Source organism: Streptomyces sp. KL116D (genome assembly GCF_030766975.1).
GTDB lineage: Bacteria > Actinomycetota > Actinomycetes > Streptomycetales > Streptomycetaceae > Streptomyces > Streptomyces longispororuber_A.
In genome coordinates, this window is record NZ_JASERH010000103.1 from 130,986 (window position 1) to 149,420 (window position 18,435).

An 18,435-nucleotide genomic window follows, 5' to 3' on the forward strand; every position below is an offset into this window, starting at 1 on the left:
GACGTGATCGCCTTCCTGACCCGGCGCCTCGTCGCCACCGTCGTCCTGCTGGCCGTCATCAGCTTCGTCACCTTCACGCTCTTCCACTTCGGGCCCGCCGACCCGGCGGCCGCCGCCTGCGGCCAGGAGTGCACGCCGGAGCGGATCGCCGAGGCGCGCGTCGCCCTCGGCATGGACAAGCCGTTCCTCAGCCAGTACCTGACCTACATGTCCGGCCTGTTCCACGGGCGGACCGTCGGCGCGCCCGGCGCCGAATCGCTGTGCCAGTGGCCCTGCTTCGGCAAGTCCTTCCAGACGAACGAGGACGTCGCCGCCGTCCTGGAGCGCGCCCTGCCCTACACCCTGTCCGTCGCCGTCGGCGCCATCGCCTTGTGGACGGTCGTCGGCGTCACCTTCGGCACCCTCGCCGCGCTGCGCCGCAACAAGCTCACCGACAAGCTGATCGTGGGCGCCGCCTCCGTCGGCGTCTCGCTGCCGATCCCCGTCACGGGTCTGCTTCTGCTGCTCGTCTTCGTGTCGACCCTCGACGTGCTGCCGTTCACCACGAACGCCATCACCTCGCCGTTCGGACCCGCCGGGTTCGACGGCTGGTTCCTCAACTACCTGCTGCCGTGGGTCGCGTTGGCGGTGCTGTTCAGCGCCCAGTACATCCGGGTCACCCGCAGCTCCATGCTGGAGACCCTCGGCGAGGACTTCATGCGCACCGCCCGCGCCAAGGGCCTGTCCAAGGCCGCGATGGTGGTCAGGCACGGCGCCCGCGCCGGACTCACCCCCGTCGTCACCATGCTCGGCCTCGACATCGGACTGCTGCTCGGCGGCGCCGTCCTCACCGAGCAGATCTTCTCGGTGCCCGGCGTCGGCTTCACCGCCGTACGGGCCGCACAGGCCGGCGACCTGCCGCTGACCATGGCGATCACCCTGCTCGCCGCCTTCTTCATCATCGTCGCCAATGTCGTCGTCGACGCCGTCTACGCCGTCATCGACCCGCGAGTGAGGGCCGCCTGATGACCACCACCACCGACCAGCCGCTGCTGCGGATCAGGGACCTGCACGTCGCCTTCCCCACCGACGACGGGCTCGTGCACGCCGTCAACGGCATGGACCTCACCCTGGCCAGGGGCGAGACCGTCGGCATCGTCGGCGAGTCCGGCTCCGGCAAGACCGTCACCAGCCAGGCCCTGATGGGCCTCCTCAAGGAGACCCGCGCCCGCGTCACCGGCGAGATCCTGCTCGACGGCACCGACCTCAACTCCCTGTCCGAGGACCGGATGCGGGCCTGGCGCGGCAAGAAGATCGCCATGATCTTCCAGGACCCGCTCTCCGCGATGCACCCCTTCCACAGCGTCGGCGCTCAGATCGCCGAGGCGTACCGGGTCCACAACAAGGTGTCGAAGAAGGCCGCCACCGCGGTCGCCGTCGACATGCTGGGCCGCGTCGGCATCCCCGACCCGAAGCGCCGCGCCGCCGCCTTCCCGCACGAGTTCTCCGGCGGCATGCGCCAGCGCGCCATGATCGCCATGGCGCTCGTCTGCGAACCCGAACTCCTCATCGCCGACGAGCCGACGACCGCCCTCGACGTCACCGTCCAGGCGCAGATCCTCGACCTGCTCGGCGAACTCCAGCAGGAGACCGGCACCGCCGTCGTCCTCGTCACCCACGACCTGGGCGTCGTCGCCGAGGTCTGCCACCACGTCGCCGTCATGTACGGCGGACAGTGCGTGGAGCGGGGGAGCGTCCGCGAACTGTTCCGCGACCCCCGCCACCCCTACACCCAGGGTCTGCTCGCCTCGATGCCGACGCTCGGCGACGACGGCGAACGGCTGCGCCCCATCCCGGGGTTCCCGCCCTCGCTCACCGCGCTGCCCGCGGGCTGCCTCTTCGCGGACCGCTGCCCGCAGACCCATCGCGTACCGGACGGCCGGTGCCACAGCGAGCGCCCCGCGTTCCTGACCGGTGACGCGGCCGACCACCCCTCCCGGTGCCACCAGGAGACGCTCGCCACCGCCGAGGAGGCCGCACGATGACGTCCACCACCGCCGCAACCCCGCTCCTCGAGGCCGAGGGGCTGACCAAGCACTTCCGTGGGCGGGGCGGCCTGCTGGGCCGCGGCGGCGCCCCGGTCAAGGCCGTCGACGGCGTCAGCTTCTCCGTCGGCGCCGGACAGACCCTCGGGCTCGTCGGCGAGTCCGGCTGCGGGAAGTCCACCACCGGACGACTGCTGATGCGCCTGCTCGACCCGACCTCGGGCACCGTGCGCCTGCACGGCCGCGACATCGCGGCGATGAACCGGGCGGAGGCGCAGGAGTACCGCCGCCAGGTGCAGATGGTCTTCCAGAACCCGTCCTCGTCCCTCAACCCCCGCCAGTCCGTCGGCGCCGCCATCGCCGCCCCGCTGCACGCCCAGGGCATCGACCCGCCCGGCGGCATCCGGACCCGGGTGCGGGAGCTGATGGACCGGGTGGGCCTGCGCCCCGACCACTACAACCGGTTCCCGCACGAGTTCTCCGGCGGCCAGAAGCAGCGCGTCGGCATCGCCCGCGCCCTCGCCCTCGAACCCCGCCTCATCATCTGCGACGAACCCGTCTCGGCCCTCGACGTGTCCGTCCAGGCGCAGGTCGTCAACCTGCTCCAGGACATCCAGGCCGACACCGGGGTCTCCTACGTCTTCATCGCCCACGACCTGTCCGTCGTACGGCACTTCGCCGACCGCGTCGCCGTCATGTACCTCGGCCGGATCATGGAGAGCGGCGTCACCCGGGACGTCTTCGACGACCCGCGCCACCCGTACACCCGGGCCCTGCTCTCCGCCGTCCCGCAGCCCGACCCCGAGGCGGACCGCGGCCGCCGGATCCGGCTGACCGGCGACCTGCCCACCCCCGCGAACCCGCCCTCCGGCTGTGTGTTCCGCACCCGCTGCCCACTGCGCCCGCGCCTCGACGAGGCCGAACAGGCGCGGTGCGCGGGGGAGGTGCCGCGGACGGCCGACGACGGCGCCCCCGCCTGCCACTTCGCCGACCGGGCCCTCGCGGCCCACTGAACCCCCCACCACACCACCTACGTAAGGAAGTTGCACCCCATGCTGATCCGTGACGTCCGCCCCTGGGGCGGCGAGCGCAGCGACGTGACCCTCGACGGCACCCGGATCGCCGCGATCCGCCCGCACGACCCGGCCGCGGCGCCCGCGGGCGACGTCGTCGAGGGCCGCGGCCGGCTGCTCCTGCCGTCCTTCAGCGACGTCCACGTCCACCTGGACTCCACCCGCGTCGGCCTGCCGTTCCGCCCGCACACCGGCGGCCCCGGCGTGTGGACGATGATGATGAACGACCGCGAGAACTGGCGCGACGCCGAGGTCCCGCTGCCCGAGCGGGTCGCCGGGACCCTGGAGCGCATGATCGCGCGCGGTACGACGCGGGTGCGCACGTACGCGCAGGTCGACGTGGACTGCAAGCTGGAGAAGTTCGAGGCCGTCGTCGCCGCGAAGGAGAAGTACGGGCATCTCGCCGACGTCCAGATCATGACGTTCCCGCAGGCCGGCATCCTGCGCGAGCCCGGCACCGCCGACTACCTGGAGGCGTCGCTCAAGGCGGGCGCCGACGTGATGGGCGGCATCGACCCCTGCACCCTGGACCGCGACCCCAAGGGCCACCTGGACGTCGTCTTCGGGCTCGCCGAGAAGTACAGCGTCGAGGTCGACATCCACCTCCACGAACCCGGGGAACTCGGCGTGTTCTCCACGGACCTGATCCTGGAGCGGGTCCGCGCCCTCGGCATGCAGGGCAAGGTCACGATGTCGCACGCCTACGAGCTCGGCTCCGTGAACGAGTCCACCAGCCGCCGCCTCGTCGAGGAGTTCGCGGAGCTCGACATCGCCATGGCGACGGTGGCGCCCGCCGCCCGCAACCAGCTCTCCCTGGTCGCCCTCACCGAGGCCGGCGTCCGCGTGGGCCTCGGCGAGGACGGCCAGCGCGACTACTGGAGCCCGTACGGCAACTGCGACCTGCTCGACCGCACCTGGCAGCTCGCCTTCACCAACAACTTCCGCCGCGACGACCACATCGAGATGTGTCTGGCGGTGGCGAGCACGGGCGGCGCCTCGATCATGAGCCACGACGTCCCGCGCCTGACCGGCGTCACCGACCGACCCGGCCTCGCCGTCGGCGACCGCGCCGACCTGCTGCTCGTCGACGGGGAGACCCCGTCGAGCGCGGTCATGGACCGGGGCACCGACCGCACCGTGCTGCACGACGGGCGGGTCGTGGCCGAGGGGCTCGCGCTGGTCCGGGGCGCCTGACGGGTCCGGTCAGGTCCGGGCCGCGCCCGGACGGGCCTGCGGGGGACCGCCGTCGCGCGCCGCGCACGGCGGTCCCCCGTTCCGTCAGATCCCGGGGAGACGCTCCGTCACGGCCCGGGAAACCCCGGCGACTCGGCGAGTTCCCGCGCCGCCGCGCTGATCAGCCGGGTCACCGCGTCCGCCGCCTCCGCCCCGCGCCCCGCCGCCACCGCGTCCAGGACCGCCCGGTGCCCGGGCAGCGAGGAGGCGACGGCGCCGGGCGTCTGGGCGCTGATCGCGAAGTGGTGGCGCAGCGCCACGTCGATGGCCCGGCCCAGGGAGCCGAGGAGCCGGTTGCCGCCGGCGGCCAGGAGCGTGCGGTGGAACACGGTGTCCGCCTCCACGTAGGCCGCCCGGTCGCCGCGCGCCTCGGCCTCCTCCATCGCCGCCAACGCGTCCCGGAGCGCGTCTAGTTGATCCGGCCGGCGGTGCCGCGCCGCGAGACGGGCCGCCTCCGGCTCGACGATCCGACGCAACTCGCCCGTCTCGCGCAGCAGTTGACGGGGATCGCACTCCTGCTGCCAGGCCAGCACGTCCCGGTCCAGATGGTTCCAGCGGTCCGCCGGCAGCACCCGGGTGCCGGTGCGCGGGCGGGTGGCGAGCATGCCCTTCGCCGCGAGCGCCTTCACCGCCTCCCGCAACGCGCCGCGGCTGACGCCGAGTTCGGCCGCCAGCCGGTCCTCCACGGGCAGCGCCTCACCGACGGGGAAGTCGCCCCCGACGATGCGGCGGCCCAGTGCGTCGACGATCTGCTGATGGCCCGTCCGGCTCCCCGTGATCTCCGCGCCGTTCGTCACGACTCTCTCCACGGCCCCGTGCGCACCCCCTGGACGGATTCATCGAATCATTCAATGATTGCCCGGCATCGTACGCGCTTGCGTCCCCCGTGGCTCCCCGGAGTCCGTCCACGTGGAGGAGTGACCCGCATGTCCGAAGGACGACGCAGTCAGGCCTGGTTCGGCGCCGCGGGCCGTGGCGGCATGGTGTACCGCTCGTGGATGCGCAACCAGGGCTTCGGCCCCGAGGTCTTCGACGGCCGGCCGGTGATCGGCATCGCCGTCTCCGCCTCCGAACTCGCCCCCTGCAACGCCCACTTGACCCGCGTCGCCGAAGCGGTGAAGCGCGGCGTGTGGCAGGCCGGGGGCTTCCCCCTGGAGTTCCCGACGATGGCGACGGGCGAGACGCTGATGCGGCCCACCGCCATGCTGTACCGCAACCTCATGGCCATGGAGGTCGAGGAGCTCATCCGGGCCAACCCGCTCGACGGCGTGGTGCTGCTCTCCGGCTGCGACAAGACGACCCCGGCCATGCTCATGGGCGCCGCGAGCGTCGACCTGCCCGCGGTGATGGTCACCGGCGGCCCCATGCTCAACGGCAAGTTCCAGGGCCGCGACGTCGGTTCGGGCACGGCCGTGTGGCAGATGGAGGCCGAGGTGAAGGCCGGGCGGATGACCGAGGAGGAGTGCTTCTTCGCCGAGGGCTGCATGGCCCGCTCGAACGGCCACTGCATGACGATGGGCACCGCCTCCACCATGGCGTGCATGGCGGAGACCCTCGGCATGCAGCTGCCCGGCTCCGCCACCTGGCCCGCCGTCGACATGCGCCGCTACGAGACGGGGCAGGCCGCGGGCCGCCGCATCGTCACGATGGTGGAGGAGGACCTGCGGCCGTCCCGGATCCTCACCCGCGAGGCGTTCGAGAACGCCGTCCGCACCAACGCCGCGATCGGCGGCTCCACCAACGCGATCATCCACCTCACCGCCCTCGCCGGACGCGTCGGCGTCCGGCTCGACGCCGAGGACTTCGACCGGCTCGCCCGCGACGTCCCGACGCTGCTCAACCTGATGCCGTCCGGGACCTACCTCATGGAGGACTTCTGCTACGCGGGCGGGCTCCCCGCCGTCCACCACGAACTCGTCCGCGCCGGGCTGCTGCGCGGCGACCAGCTCACCGTGACCGGCCGCACCCTCGCGGAGAACGTCGCGGACGCCGAGCGGACCGGCGACGACGTCATCACCCCCGTCGACGCCCCCTTCCAGCCGGCCGGCACCGGCACCGCCGTCCTGCGCGGCAACCTCTGCCCGGACGGCGCCGTCGTCAAGCAGTCCGCGGCGTCACCGCACCTGCTCACCCACACCGGCACGGCCCGCGTCTTCGACTCCCCGGAGGCGTACCACGCGGTCTGCGACGACCCGGACCTGGACGTCGACGCCGACACCGTCCTCGTCATCCGCGGCGCGGGACCCAAGGGCTACCCCGGCATGCCCGAGGTGGCCAACGTGCCCGTGCCGACCAGACTGCTGAAGGCGGGCGTCACCGACATCGTGCGCGTCTGCGACGGCCGGATGAGCGGCACCGGCTACGGCACGGTCGTGCTCCACGTCGCCCCCGAGGCCGCGGTCGGCGGCCCCCTCGCACTCGTCAGGGACGGCGACACCATCACCCTCGACGTACCCGGACGAACCCTCGAACTGAACGTTCCCGACGAGGAGTTGGCGCGGAGGAAGGCCGAGTGGAAGCCGCCCGTGCCGCACCACACCAGCGGCTACGCATGGCTGTACACGCAGCACGTCGAAGGCGCCGACCGGGGCGCCGACTTCGACTTCCTGCGCGGGTGCCGCGGACACGCCGTCCCCCGCGACTCGCACTGACCCGACCCCAGGAGCACGCATGACCCTCACCCCCGAGGCCGTCCTGCCCGACGACGCCGCGTCCGCCCTCCTCGTCGCCCGGGTCCACGAACCCGAGTGGGACGGCCCCTGCGTCGCGGCGATCCGCGACGGACACGCCGTCGACCTCACCGCCCACGCCCCCACCGTCTCCGACCTCCTGGAACGCGACGACGCCCACCGTCTCGTACGGGACGCGGAGGGCGGCAGGCGCTGGCCGCTGACGGACCTGCTCGCCGCGACGGCCACCGGCCGGCGGGACCTGCCCCATCTGCTGGCCCCCGTCGACCTCCAGGTCATCAAGGCCGCCGGCGTCACGTTCGCGGAGAGCCTCATGGAACGCGTCATCGAGGAACGCACCGGCGGCGACCCGTCCCTCGCCGCCCGCACCCGCGAACGCCTCGCCGCCTCCGTCGGCGCGGTGACCGCGGTCCGCCCCGGCTCCCCGGAGGCGGCGAAGGCGAAGGAGATCCTCCAGGCCGACGGCCTGTGGTCGCAGTACCTGGAAGTCGGCATCGGCCCCGACCCCGAGGTGTTCACCAAGGCCCCGGTCCTCGCCGCCGTGGGCACGGGCGCACCGATCGGCGTCCTCGCCTCCTCCGGGTGGAACAACCCGGAGCCGGAAGCCGTCCTCGCCGTGGACTCCCGCGGCCGGATGCGCGGCGCGCTCCTCGGCAACGACGTCAACCTCCGGGACGTGGAGGGCCGCAGCGCGCTGCTGCTGCCCCGCGCCAAGGACAACAACGCGTCCTGCGCCCTCGGCCCGTTCCTGCGCCTCTTCGACGAACGCTTCGGCCCGGACGACGTACGGGAGCTGGAGATCGGTCTCGAAGTGACGGGCACGGACGGCTTCGTGCTGCACGGCAGCAGCTCCCTGCGCCGGATCAGCCGCGACATCGGCGACCTGGTGGCGGCCGTGCACGGCGACCACCACCAACACCCCGACGGATTCGTCCTGTTCACCGGCACCCTGTTCGCGCCGACCGAGGACCGGGACGCGCCCGGCGAGGGATTCACCCACCACGAGGGCGACGTCGTCCGCATCTCCAGCCCACGCCTGGGCACCCTCGTCAACACCGTCACGACGAGCGAGGCGGCACCCCCGTGGGAGTACGGCCTGCGGCGCCTGATGCGCAGTCTGGCGGCCAGGGGCGTCCTGTGATCCGCTGGCCGTCGCCGCGCTCCCCGGGCAGGATGGGACGGGAGTGAACCTGTCGGGGGCGGCGGTGCCGGAGGGGGCGGCGTGCGGGGGAGCGGGCACGGGGACAACAGAATCTCGGGCGGTACCTTCCACGGGCCCGTCGTCCAGGCGCGGCACGTGGACATCACGTACGCCGCTGCCGCGCCGTCGCACCGGGAGCGGCTCGTCGGCGCCGTGGGCGGCGCGGCGTTCGGCGCCCTGGCGGTGCTGCTCGCGCTCGGCCACGGCGCCGACCTCGTGCGCTTCGGGACCGCCGCCCGCTGGCTGACCGTCGCGGGCTGCCTGGCCGCCGCCGTCCTGCTGCCGTTCCTGCCGTCGCTGCGGGTGCGGCGCGAGCGCCGGATCGCCACGGCCCCGGTCGCCGCCGACCGCCTCGACGCCGCCGCCCGCTCCCTCGCCGACATGCTGACGGCGCAGTACGCCGGCGAGGAGCGGCACGGCCGGATCGGCGACCCGATGGCACTGCCCGTGCGCTGGCGGGCCGCCGAGCCGGACCTCGCGGACCACCCGGTGAGCCTGCTGCCGGAAACCGGCGGAGCGGGTCAGGTCCCGGTCCTGGAGGGCGAGTTCCTGCGCATCGCCGAACAGTACGACGCGCTGCCGCGACGCCGGCTCGCGATCCTCGGCGGCCCCGGTGCCGGCAAGTCCGTGCTCGTGGTGCGCCTGGCCCGCGAACTGCTGCGCCGCCGCACCGGGCGGGACGCCGAACCGGTGCCCGTGGTGCTGCCCCTGGCGTCCTGGAACCCGCGCGAGACACCGTCCGTGTGGTGGTGGGCGGCCGGCGAACTGGCCCAGGCCCACCCCTCCGCCGTCACGGTCCCCGGCGCGGCCCGCCGCACGGTCGCCCATCGGCTGATCACCTCCGGCCGCGTGCTCCCGGTCCTCGACGGATTCGACGAACTGCCCGCGTCCGCCCGGGTGGACGCCCTGCGGCAGCTGCGCACCGGACTGCACGGCGACGTACCCCTCGTGCTCACCAGCCGGGTCGCCGCGTACCGCGACGCCATGCGGCAGGGCGACGTCCGGCTGCCCGGCATGGCGGCGGTCGAACTGCGGCCCCTCGACGTGGAGGACGTGCGCGGGTACCTGCTGCTGTCCGCCCGCCCCGGCGCGGACCACCGCAGCAAGTGGGACCCGGTGCTCACCGCCCTGACGGACGGCGGCACCGCGCAGGCCCGGCGGCTGCGCGGCGTGCTGCGCACCCCGCTGATGGTGGCCATGGCACGGGTCGTCTACAGCGACAGCTCGGCGCGGCCCGCCGAACTGCTCGACCCCGAGGCGTTCCCCACCGCACGGGCGCTGCGGCGCCATCTGCTCAGCTCGTTCGTCGACGCCGCGTACGCACCGGACGGCGACGCCCCCGACCACCACCGGCGGAGCTGGACACCCGGCCAGGCGCGGCACTGGCTCGCCCAACTGGCCGCGGAGGAACGGCGGACCGGCCGCCGGGACATCGCGTGGTGGCGCCTGGAACGCATGCTGCCGCGCGGCGCCCTGCTGCTGCTCGTCCTGCCCGTCGCCGCCGCGGCCGCCGTGGCCGTCGGCACGGCACGGCTCCCGTGGGCGGACGGGTACCAGGACGTGCCGGTCCCGCGAGGGGCGGTGGCCGCGCTGCTGGTGGCGGCCGCCGCGGTCGTGGGGCGGTACGGGGTCCGCCGGGACGCCCCGGTCGTCCCCCAGCGCCTGGTCAGGCCGGGGCCGCAGGACGTCCTGGCGTCCGTCCGGCAGTTCACCGTCCCCCTGCCGTTCACCCTGGGCGCGCTGGCTCTGCTGTTCCCCTCCATCGGAGTCCTGCCGTCCCTCGGGGTACTCCTCGCCGCGTGGATCCTGCACGCGACGGGCGGCGCCCTGCGCCGGCCCGCCGACCCGGAGGCCCACGGACCCCTGGAACTGCTGCGCGCCGACCGGCGGACCGTGCTCACCCTGGGAGTCGTCCCGGCACCGCTCGACGGCGCGGGGCTGCGCTTCCCCCTCGGGGCCGTGGCCGTCCTCGCGGGGGCGGTGCTCGTCTGGGGGCGCGGGCTCGGCCGGGACGCGGTGGAGCCCGCCCACTGGTTCGTCCTCGCGGCGACCGCCCTCGTCGCGGCCGCGGCCCTCGGGTTCGCGGCGTCGGCATGGGGCCGGTACTGCCTCGCCCGGACCTGGCTCGCGCTGAGCGGCCGCATGCCGTGGCAGCCGATGTCCTTCCTCCAGGACGCCCACCGGCGCGGGGTGCTCCAGCGGACGGGAGCCTTCTACCGGTTCCGCCACCTGGAGCTGCGCAACGAACTGGCCGCCGCACCACGGTCGGAGCCAGGACCGGAACTGGAGCTGGCGCTCCGGCAGCGTCCGCGGCTGCGGTTGCCCGACCGGCAGCGGGTCACCGCCGCACTGGGGGCCCTCGTCGCCGTGCCCGCCGCGTTCGTCCTCCTCGCGGGCGCGCTGGGCGGCCCGCCCGCCGCGGGCCCGGTCCGTGCCCTCGCCCCGGCCTGCACCCTGCTCACGGAGCACGACCTGCGCGGCTTCCTCGCCGACCCCGTCCGCGTCCCCCGCGACCCCCGGCCCGGCGTGGTGCTGCCCGCCGCCGGGTCCATGCGGTCCTTCGCCGTGCCGACGGCCGGATCCAGCGGCTGCACGTACACCGAAGGCGCCGCGCTGCGCCCGGGGGCGTGGATCGGCGTCGGCGTCGGGTTCACCGCGGCCAGGGACCGGCGCAGCAGCAGCTCCTGGGCGGACCGGTGGGCGCGGTCGCCGACGATGTGGGGCGAGGCGAAGGCGGTGTCCGGGATCGGCGACACCGCGTTCCAGGGCACCTGGCCGGTGCCGGGCGAGGACCCGGTCCTGCGCGCGAAGACCCCGTCGTACACCTCGCCCATGGGCCGGGTGCGGGCGAGCGCGGACAACATGGTCGTCACGGTCGACGTCGGCCTGGAGTTCGCCACCGAGGCCCAAGTCCTCGACGCGGCACGGCTGGTGGCCCGCACGGTGCTGCGCAACGCCGGCCGGCTGGGACCGCCGGAGCCGGGGGAGCGGGCCCTGCGCGACGCGGTCGTGCCACGGGCTCCGGGGCAGTCCCGGTTCGGGCTCTACGACGCGAAGGCCGGGGGCCGGCTGACCGGCGCCACCTGGGCCGCCGACGACCCCTCCTCGGTTCTCGGCTTCCACTCCGGCTACTTCTGGCTGGCGCTGAGACTGCCGCGCGGGACGCGCTGCGACGGGGCGGGCGCCGGAGTCTTCACCGACGACGTGACCTGCACCGCCGACACCCCCGAGGGGCCGGTGCGCCTCACCCTGGCCGTCCACCACTGCGACGGCGCGTGCACCACCCGCGAGCGGGACGACTTCTACGCGGACCGCCCCGCGCCCTACGCCGGCTCGCTGTCCCGGCACGACGCGCACACCCGCTTCCGCGTGCAGGAGGCTGCGGACGGCGCCGCCACCGCCCATCTGGTGCGCGGACTGCGGTCCTGGTGGCGGACGCCCACCTGGAACGGCCGGAAGAACACGGCGCGACGGCCGCTCGACTTCTACCTCTGGCTCCGCGTCACCACCCCGCCGGGCCGGCGGGCCCTCGCGGAGAAGGTCATCAACGACGCGTACCGGCAGCGCCCGGCCGACGGGGCGTGAGGACCGAGGGCTTGGTGAGCACTCAGAAAGCGACAGAATCCGACGGCGTCATTGTGGCGATTGTGTTGTGTTCCTAGGGTGGGCCCTGCTCAACAGCCCGTCAGGCCCCATTGGTTGCACGTGTCCGCACTCGTGGAAGGGCACCTCATGACGCACCCGCACCCCCACCCGCACGTCCACCCCCACCCCAGCACGTACCTCAGCCGCCGTCGGCTCCTGGAGGCGGGCGCCGCCGTCGTCGGCGGGCTCGCGCTCTCCTCCGCCCTGCCCGCCGCAACCGCCCGCGCCCTCGCTGCCGCCGCCGGCGTCGACGCCACCGGTGACGAGTGGAACGGCCACATCGACCTCTTCCAGCTCGGCACCGAACCCCCGCACACCACCCTCATGCCGTACGAGAACGTCCAGCGGGCCCTCGCCGCCGACCGCACCCGCTCGGCGTACCGGCAGAGCCTCGACGGGGACTGGAAGTTCAAGTACGTCGACCGGCCCGCGGACAAGCTCGACGACTTCCACCGCACCGATCTCGACGACTCCGGCTGGGAGACGATCCCCGTCCCCTCGGTCTGGCAGCTGCACGGGCACGACTTCCCGATCTACGTCAACATCACCTACCCGTGGTGGGGACCCAACGGCCTCGGCGAGGAGCCCCAGCCGCCCGCCGCGCCGACCGCATACAACCCGGTGGGCCAGTACAGACGCACCTTCACCGTGCCGAAGGGCTGGGCGGGCCGGCGGACCTTCCTGCACTTCGAGGGCGTGAAGTCCGCCCACTACCTGTGGGTCAACGGGCAGTTGGCCGGCTACCACGAGGACTCGTACACGCCCGCCGAGTACGACATCACCCCCTATCTGACCGACGGCACCAACCACGTCGCCGTCGAGGTCTACCGCTACTCCGACGGCGACTGGCTCGAGGACCAGGACATGATCCGGCTCAGCGGGATCTTCCGGTCCGTGTACCTGTACTCGACGCCCACCGTCCACCTGCGGGACTTCCGCCTCGACACCCCCCTGGCGGACGGGTACACCAGCGCGAGCCTGTCGGTGACGGCCGCCCTGCGGGACTACGGCGGCGAGGCCGACGGCGACGCGTACACCGTCGAGACACAGCTCTACGACCCCGACGGCCACGCCGTGTGGACGCGGCCGCTCACCCAGCGCCTCACCCTCGCCGACGGCGAAGCCGAGGGCCAGGACGCCAAGTCCGTGCCCTCGCCCCGGCTCTGGTCCGCCGAACAGCCGCACCTCTACACCGCCGTGCTCCGGCTCCGCGACCCCGCGGGCAAGGTGACCGAGACGCTCTCGCACCGCGTCGGCCTGCGCGAGTTCGCGCTGCGGGACGGGCTGATGCGGATCAACGGGAAGCCGGTCTCGCTGCGCGGCACCAACCGCCACGAGATGCACCCGGACCGCGGCACCGCCCTCACCCGCGACGACCTGGTGCGCGACATGACGGTCATCAAACAGGCGAACATCAACTCCGTCCGCACCTCGCACTACCCGAACAACCCGCTCTGGTACGAACTCGCCGACGAGTACGGCCTGTACCTGGTCGACGAGACGAACCTGGAGACGCACGGCGTCCGCGACGCGTACCCCGCGAGCAAGGACGACTGGAGCAAGGCGTGCGTGCAGCGCGCGCGGAACATGGTCCACCGCGACAAGAACCACGCCTCCGTGGTCATCTGGTCGCTCGGCAACGAGGCCGGGTCGGGCTCCACCTTCAAGGCCATGCACGACTGGATCCGCTCCTACGACACGACCCGGGTGATCCAGTACGAGGGCGACGACAGCCCCGGCGTGAGCGACATCCGCTCCGCGATGTACGAGTCGCCGACCCGGGTGGAGGCACGCGCGAAGGACACCTCCGACACCCGGCCTTACGTGATGATCGAGTACGCCCACTCGATGGGGAACTCGACCGGCAACTTCAAGGAGTACTGGGACGTCGTCCGCCGCCACGACGTCCTCCAGGGCGGCTGGATCTGGGACTTCGTCGACCAGTCGCTGAGCTGGCCGATGCCCGCGCGCACCCTGCTGACCGAGACGGGACCGCTGGGGCTTGCGGGCGAAGTCATGCCCGCCTCCGCGGAGTTCACCCGCGAGAAGGGGGTGACCGGGGCGACCGTCTTCGCCCGCGACGACCGCCTCGACCTCACCGGTTCGCTGACCCTCGAAGCCTGGTTCACCCAGCACGTCCGCTACGGCCACCAGCCGGTCATCGCCAAGGGCGACACCCAGTACGCGCTCAAGCTGTCCGACCGGACCCTGGAGTTCTTCATCTGCTCCGACGGGCAGTGGATCGCGGTCAACTGGACGACCCCGGCAGAGGGTTGGACCGGCGTCGAGCACCACGTGGCGGGAGTCTTCGACGCGGACGCCGGGACACTCACCCTGTACGTCGACGGCGAGGCGAAGGCCACCAGGACCACCGACCGCAGACCGACGAACAACACCGCACCCCTGTGCCTGGCCTTCGACCTCGACAACCCGACGCGGGAGTTCAGCGGTTCGGTGCGCCGGGCCCGGGTGTACGCGCGGGCGCTCACCGCCGGACAACTCGCCGACGACGGTCGGAAGCCGGACGGCGACGGCGTACGGTTCTGGTTCGACGCGCGGACCGCGGGCCACGAGGCGGTCGGGGCCGGCGGGAAGCAGAAGACGTTCTTCGCGTTCGGCGGCGACTGGGGCGACAACCCCAACGACGGCGCGTTCGTCGCCGACGGCATCGTCACCGCGGACCGCGGCCACACCGGCAAGATCACCCAGGTGAAGCGCATCTACCAGGCGATCGGCGCCCGCCCCAGGGACGGCGGCGCCCCCGGCCAGGTCACGCTCACGAACGAGAACCTCTTCACCAACCTCCGCGCCTACGACGGAACATGGGAGCTCTCCGCCGACGGCGAGGTCGTCCGGCGCGGAAGGCTGGCCCGCGCACAGCTCGACGTCGCCCCCCTGTCCGACCACGACATCACCGTGCCGGTCGGCCTGCCCGCCGCCCCCGCGCCCGGCAGCGAGTACTTCCTCCAGCTCTCCTTCACCACCAAGGAGAAGACCCCCTGGGCGGACCCCGGGTTCGAGGTCGCCCGGATCCAGCTCCCGCTGGACGCCGACAGCCCCGACGTCACCCCCGTGCCCCTGGGCTCCGTACCGACCCTGTCCTACGAGGACGGCAAGGCCGAAGTCACCGTCGACGGAACCGACTTCACCCTCGTCATCGACAAGTCGACCGGGACCATCACCTCGTACGAGGCACACGGCACCGCGCTGCTCGGCGACGGGCCCGCACCCAACTTCTGGCGCGCGCCCACCGACAACGACCGCGGCAACGGCCAGCACGTCCGCAACCAGACCTGGCGCGACGCGGGCACGCACCGCGAGGTCACGGACGTCACCGTGCGCGGCATCGACGGCCGCGCCGTCGAGATCGCCGTGCGGGGCACCCTGCCGACGACCACCGAGTCCACGTACACGACGACGTACACCGTGTTCGGCAACGGCGAGATCAAGGTCGACAACACGGTCCGTCCGGGCGCCGGTTCGCTCCCGTACCTCCCCGAGGTCGGCACGATCCTGCGGCTGCCCGCCGCCCTCGACCGGCTGCACTACTACGGCCGCGGACCCGAGGAGAACCACTGGGACCGCAACGACGGTACGGACGTGGGGACGTGGTCGTCGACGGTGGCCGAGCAGTGGAGTCCGTACATCCGGCCCCAGGAGAACGGCAACAAGACCGACGTCCGCTGGGCGGCCCTCACCGACCGGCGCGGCCGCGGGCTCCTGGTGAGCGGCGAGCCGCTCGTCGAGATCAACGCCTCGCACTTCACGCCCGAGGACCTCTCCGTCGGAGTGCGCCACGACTACCAGCTCGTCCCGCGCGACCAGGTCGTCCTGCGCGTGAACCACCGGCAGATGGGCGTGGGCGGCGACAACAGCTGGGGCGCCCACACGCACGACGCGTACAAGCTGCCCGCGGACCGGGACTACGCCTACACCTACCGGCTGCGGCCCCTCACCGACGTGCGGCGGGCCACGGAGCTGTCGCGCAGGCCGACGGCGGACGAGTAGCGGAACCTGAGGCACTGCGGGTCGTCGGGACCGGTGCGTGACCGGTCCCGACGACCCGCGGGCCTCTCACAGCCCGGTGACCTTCCCGCTCGCCGACACCTCGTAGACCAGCGTCACCGTGCGGCGGCCGCCCGGTGGGAGGGAGACGTCCCAGCGGACGATGCCGTCCGCGTCGACCGCGTCGGGGGCGGGGGAGCAGGCGTCCTTGCGCGGGCGGACCTCGACGCCCGACACCTCGGAGACCGGGATCCGCTCGCGCAGCGTGATCACCCGGTCGTCGCTCTCGCCGGGCGCGGAGAACCGGGACAGGTGCAGCCGCACCGTGCGGGTGATCACCGTCCGCTGGGTGAGTCCCGCGGTGTCCCGGGACTCCTCGGTCTCGCGCAGCACCCGATGGCTGTCCGAACTGCCGAACGCGAGCTCGGCGGGGGCGCCGGGAGCGGTGAAGTCCAGGGTGCCGCGGCCGGTGAAGCCGCTGTCGCGGACCAGCTCGACGGGTCCGGCGAGCAGGGCGTGGCCCGCCGTGTTCGTGAACCGCACCACCTGGGTGACCAGCGGCGACAGTTCGGGCGCGCAGACGTACTCGCTGTGCGCCGCCGACGTGCTGGTGGTGAGCGGGACGCGGTGCCCGTGTCCGTCGCCGGGCACCGAGGCCGGCACGGGGGCGTGCAGGACGCGCACCTCGCCGCCGTCGTCGACGCCCGGCAGGCCGGGGACCGTCGCGGGGCCGATGTCGGAGACCTTCTCCTCCCGCACCTCCACGTCCACGGTGCGGCGCTCGGCCGTGGACCTGTCCCGGAGGGTCAGCCGGTCCTCGACGAGCCGCGGCGGGGTGGTGGCCAGGCTGGACCGGGCCGTCGACAGGGTCAGCCGGACACCGGACCAGTCCTCGCCGGTGCGCTGCCACACCATCGCGTCGGTCTGCAGGGCCAGTTCACCGCCCTGGAGCGTCGCACGGTAGGCCGGGCGCCACAGGGCGCAGGGCGTGAGGTGGCTCAGCCGGAGCGCGGCGGGGCCCGCGGCCGGGGCTCGCACCGTCAGTTCGACGTGCGCGGTGAGCTCCGGCGGCTCCTGCTCGGTGTGGAGCAGCGCGTTCTGGGTCTCGTTCAGTTCGACGTCCAGTGCCGCCAACCCGGCCCGGACGGTGCCGAGTTCTTCCTCGTACGTGTCGCGCTCGGTGTCGAGGCGGTCCAACTCGGCGGACCAGCGCTCCGGTTCGGACTCGCCGTAGCCCGTGCCCTCGCCGATCTCCCGCAGCAGATCGGTGGCGAGCCTGCCCAGCACGTCCAGGCGGGTCTCCAGCCGGTCGCGGCGCTGCTCCAGGGTGCGCAGCTCCTCGCCGAGCGCGTGCGCCCGCCGCCGCAGCGGGGAGTCCTCGTCGGTCGGTGCCTCGGGGGCGCGGGGCGTCCAGGCCCGCACCACGCGGACGTCGAGGACGGTGAACTCGCCGTGTTCACCGGTGAGTTCGGCGTGCAGGCTGCGGTCGACGGCGAGGGCGCCGACGGGCCCGAGGCGGAGCCGCTGCACGCCGGGCTCCAGGTGGAGGGTGGTGGTGCGTTCGATGTGGGCGCGGTCCTCCAGGCAGGTCACCGCGGTGACGGGCAGCGGGATCGCCTCGGGGGCGGGAGCGGCGGCCGACTCGGGGGCAGTGGGTGTGGACATGGTGGGTCAGCTCCTCCGGTTGCCGCCGGTGAGGGCCTTGGCGGCCGGGATGCGGATCTCGTAACCGCCGTCGAGCGTGGCGGTGCCGCCGGCGGGCACGTCGACCCGCCACAGGCGCGTGCCGGGGACGTGCCGCTCGGGTCCGTCGCCGCCGTCCTCCGGCGCCGTCCAGCCGGACCGTTCCTCGATGCGGACGTCGGCCTCGGAGGTGACCGGGACGCGCTCGCGCACCTCCACGGTGACCGGCCGGGAGAGGCGGTTGGCCAGGTCGACGTGGATCCGGTGGTCGAGCACGGTCGTCGTGTTGCGCAGTCCCGCCGTGGACTCGCGCAGCTCCGTGCGGCGGCCGACCCGGATCGCCTCGGCCGGTCCGAGCCCCACGCGCCCGGTGCCGCCCGGGGCGAGGGTGGGCAGGGCCGTGGTCGGCAGCTGGTCGCCGTCGACCGTGACGTCCACCGGCCCGGCCAGCAGGGCCTGCTGGGTCGCGTTCGTGACGACCAGGGTCGCGTACACGGTCTCCTCGACGGACGGTACGCAGAGGTACTCGGAGCGGAGCCCGACCGGGAGCTCGGTGACGGTGACCGTGTGCCAGCCGCCGTCGGAGGGGATGTCGGCGGTGCCCTGCGCGTCGTAACGGTGGTCGAAGGAACCCGCCGCCTCGCGCGGCCGCACCGCGTGCCCCGGCAGCGGCAGCGAACTCACCGACTCCGCGCGGCGCCGGTACTCGGCGGCCACCGGGTCGGCGACGGTCCCGGGGGAGAGGAGGCCACGGCGACCGCCGCTCGCCTCCGGACCGGACAGGACCAGGTCGGCGTAGTCGAGTTGGGCGGTGCTCGGCTCCGGCGGGCCGGGCGGAGGGGGCGGGGGCGGGGCGGCCGGACCGCCGGGAGCCGCCGGGG

At 73.7% G+C, this 18,435-nt stretch carries 11 protein-coding genes; 8 read left to right on the top strand and 3 right to left on the bottom strand.

All coding sequences use genetic code 11. The features are described 5' to 3' along the window. Positions 1-3 precede the first annotated feature (3 nt). From RBJ77_RS40705 to RBJ77_RS40720, 4 genes are read left to right on the top strand one after another with little or no spacing between them, the layout of a single operon-like run. Positions 4-1,005, top strand: a complete 1,002-nt coding sequence (locus RBJ77_RS40705; RefSeq protein WP_372349580.1) for an ABC transporter permease — start codon at positions 4-6, stop codon at positions 1,003-1,005. Next, complete coding sequence (locus RBJ77_RS40710) at positions 1,005-2,024, top strand: ABC transporter ATP-binding protein (RefSeq protein ID WP_372349581.1); 1,020 nt, start codon at positions 1,005-1,007, stop codon at positions 2,022-2,024. The genes RBJ77_RS40705 and RBJ77_RS40710 overlap by 1 nt, the downstream gene beginning before the upstream one ends. Then, positions 2,021-3,037 carry an ABC transporter ATP-binding protein gene (locus RBJ77_RS40715; RefSeq protein ID WP_372349582.1) on the top strand — a complete coding sequence of 339 codons (1,017 nt, stop codon included), beginning with the start codon at positions 2,021-2,023 and terminating at the stop codon, positions 3,035-3,037. Before RBJ77_RS40710 ends, RBJ77_RS40715 begins: the two co-directional genes overlap by 4 nt. 39 nt (positions 3,038-3,076) lie before the next feature. Beyond that, positions 3,077-4,291, top strand: coding sequence for an amidohydrolase (locus RBJ77_RS40720; protein ID WP_372349583.1), 1,215 nt, complete (start codon positions 3,077-3,079; stop codon positions 4,289-4,291). Positions 4,292-4,398: 107 nt separating this feature from the next. Here the strand turns inward: RBJ77_RS40720 and RBJ77_RS40725 are convergent, their stop codons facing one another. Beyond that, positions 4,399-5,127 (bottom strand): FadR/GntR family transcriptional regulator, encoded by a 729-nt coding sequence (locus tag RBJ77_RS40725; protein WP_372349584.1) that lies wholly within the window; start codon positions 5,125-5,127, stop codon positions 4,399-4,401. A gap of 129 nt (positions 5,128-5,256) precedes the next feature. Between RBJ77_RS40725 and RBJ77_RS40730 the strand changes: the two genes are divergently transcribed. The 4 genes from RBJ77_RS40730 to RBJ77_RS40745 all read left to right on the top strand — a co-directional run bounded on the left by RBJ77_RS40730 (position 5,257) and on the right by RBJ77_RS40745 (position 15,874). Further along, the gene (locus RBJ77_RS40730; RefSeq protein WP_372349585.1) at positions 5,257-6,981 is read left to right on the top strand and encodes an IlvD/Edd family dehydratase; all 1,725 of its coding nucleotides are present in this window, start codon (positions 5,257-5,259) and stop codon (positions 6,979-6,981) included. A 19-nt stretch (positions 6,982-7,000) separates the two neighbouring features. Then, positions 7,001-8,161, top strand: a complete 1,161-nt coding sequence (locus RBJ77_RS40735) for a fumarylacetoacetate hydrolase family protein (RefSeq protein WP_372349586.1) — start codon at positions 7,001-7,003, stop codon at positions 8,159-8,161. A 156-nt stretch (positions 8,162-8,317) separates the two neighbouring features. Beyond that, positions 8,318-11,806 carry an NACHT domain-containing protein gene (locus RBJ77_RS40740; RefSeq protein ID WP_372349587.1) on the top strand — a complete coding sequence of 1,163 codons (3,489 nt, stop codon included), beginning with the start codon at positions 8,318-8,320 and terminating at the stop codon, positions 11,804-11,806. A gap of 147 nt (positions 11,807-11,953) precedes the next feature. After that, positions 11,954-15,874 carry a glycoside hydrolase family 2 TIM barrel-domain containing protein gene (locus tag RBJ77_RS40745; RefSeq protein ID WP_372349588.1) on the top strand — a complete coding sequence of 1,307 codons (3,921 nt, stop codon included), beginning with the start codon at positions 11,954-11,956 and terminating at the stop codon, positions 15,872-15,874. Between the two features lie 66 nt (positions 15,875-15,940). Here the strand turns inward: RBJ77_RS40745 and RBJ77_RS40750 are convergent, their stop codons facing one another. Beyond that, positions 15,941-17,536: a mucoidy inhibitor MuiA family protein gene (locus RBJ77_RS40750; protein WP_372349589.1), complete on the bottom strand. Its 1,596-nt coding sequence runs from the start codon at positions 17,534-17,536 to the stop codon at positions 15,941-15,943. A 6-nt stretch (positions 17,537-17,542) separates the two neighbouring features. Beyond that, the coding region (locus RBJ77_RS40755; protein WP_372349590.1) for a DUF4139 domain-containing protein at positions 17,543-18,435 on the bottom strand (893 nt) is incomplete at its 5' end.